Source organism: Aquitalea sp. S1-19 (assembly GCF_024343515.1).
Genome location: NZ_RJTZ01000271.1, coordinates 1 through 1,796, shown reverse-complemented (window position 1 = coordinate 1,796; position 1,796 = coordinate 1). Strand labels below are relative to the sequence as shown.

At 59.7% G+C, this 1,796-nt stretch carries 3 protein-coding genes; all 3 read right to left on the bottom strand.

Going from position 1 to position 1,796, the window contains the following annotated elements; all coding sequences use genetic code 11:
• Window positions 1–224 (bottom strand): ABC transporter ATP-binding protein C-terminal domain-containing protein (locus tag EGI20_RS18230; protein WP_498633105.1); only part of this gene is annotated, 224 nt, incomplete at its 3' end.
• Window positions 212–631 carry an ATP-binding cassette domain-containing protein gene (locus tag EGI20_RS18225; protein ID WP_498633104.1) on the bottom strand — a complete coding sequence of 140 codons (420 nt, stop codon included), beginning with the start codon at window positions 629–631 and terminating at the stop codon, window positions 212–214. The genes EGI20_RS18230 and EGI20_RS18225, both read right to left, overlap by 13 nt.
• On the bottom strand, window positions 628–1,796 hold a 1,169-nt coding region (locus EGI20_RS18220; protein WP_498633102.1), incomplete at its 5' end, for an AMP-binding protein. The genes EGI20_RS18220 and EGI20_RS18225, both read right to left, overlap by 4 nt.

Below are 1,796 nucleotides of genomic sequence, written 5' to 3'. Positions count from 1 at the left end.
CGGGTGCCGAGATAAGCGGCAATCACATCGGGGTTGTTGCGCACATCGTGCGGTGTGCCATCGCCTATTTTCTTGCCGTAATCGAGCACGATGACGCGGTCGGAGATATCCATCACCACCCCCATATCGTGCTCGATCAGCACGATGGTGGTGCCGAAGGCATCGTTGATATCGAGGATGAAGCGGCACATGTCCTGCTTTTCCTCCACATTCATCCCGGCCATAGGCTCGTCCCCTCGCGCTGCGCGCGGCCCCACCACAAGGCCTGCTGCAGGAAGTTGGCATGCATCTTCAGGTTGCGGCCGGTCATGATGTTGTCCAGCACGCTCATGCCCTTAAAGAGCGCAATATTCTGGAAGGTGCGCGCGATACCCATACGCGCCGCCTCGTGCGGATGAATGGCCCCGCGCGGCTTGCCGCGCCAGGTGACCTGACCCTGCTGCGGGTGGTAGACGCCATTGATCACATTCAGCATCGAGCTTTTGCCCGCGCCATTGGGGCCGATAATGGACAGCAGTTCGTGCTCGCGCACATCCAGGCTGATATCGGTCAGTGCCTTGACGCCGCCAAAAGACAGCGAAATGTTTTCGGCGGCCAGAATGACATCGCCGGTCTTGTGTTGCGGATTCATGCGGCCTCCCTGGCATCGGTCAGGTTTTTGTTGGACGGGTTCTGCAGGGGGGCGCTACTTGGAAAGGTGGCCGCATCCATGATGCTGAGGGTGGCGCAGATGCGGCCGCTGCGGCCGTCTTCGAATTTGACCTCGACATCGATGGCCGACTCGTGCGAGCCGTCGTACAGGGCATTGATCAGGCTGCTGTAACGCTCGGCAATAAACTTGCGCTTGACCTTTCGGGTGCGCGTCAGCTCGCCATCGTCGGCATCCAGTTCTTTATGCAGTACCAAAAAGCGCTTGATCTGCGAGCCGGCCAGGCGCGGATCGTTTGCCAAAGAGCGGTTCATCTTTTCTATGCACTCGCGCAGCAGCGCATAAACCGGCGCTTGCGCCGCCAGATCGGTGTAGCCGGTGTAGGCCATGCCGCGCTTTTCGGCCCAGCTTCCCACCGCGCTCAGGTCGATATTGATAAAGGCGGTGGCAAAATCACGGCCATCGCCAAAAGCCACCACTTCCTTGATGTGCTGGAAGAATTTGAGCTTGTTTTCCAGCAGCTTGGGCACGAACAGGCTGCCATCGGACAGGCGGCCGACATCCTTGGCGCGGTCTATGATTTTGAGCTGGCCGTCGTCGTCGAAATAGCCGGCATCCCCGGTATGTACCCAGCCGTCAGCCGTGCGCGTGTCTGCCGTGGCATCATCACGTTTCCAGTAGCTGTGAAAGGTGCCGGGGCCACGAAACAGGACTTCGCCGCTGTCGGAAATTTTGACTTCGACGCCGGGCGCAGGGACGCCGACCGTATCCGGCCTGACCTTGTCGTTGGCCTGCACGCAGACCATGACATAAGCCTCGGTCTGGCCGTACAGCTGCTTGATATTGATGCCGATGGCGCGAAAGAAGTCGAACAGCTCGGGGCCGATAGCTTCACCGGCGGTATAGGCAAGCTTCAGGCGGGAAAAGCCCAGCACATTTTTGACCGGGCCGTAGATGAGCGCCTCGCCCAGGCGGTAGCCGACGCGGTCCCAGAAACCCACCGGCCGGCCCTCCAGAATATCGGTGCCGACGCGGCGTGCATGCTCCATAAAATAGTGGAACAGGCTGTGCTTGATGGGGCTGGCGTCCTCCATGCGTATCATAATCTGGGTCAGCAGATTCTCGAACACGCGCGGCGGCGCAAAAT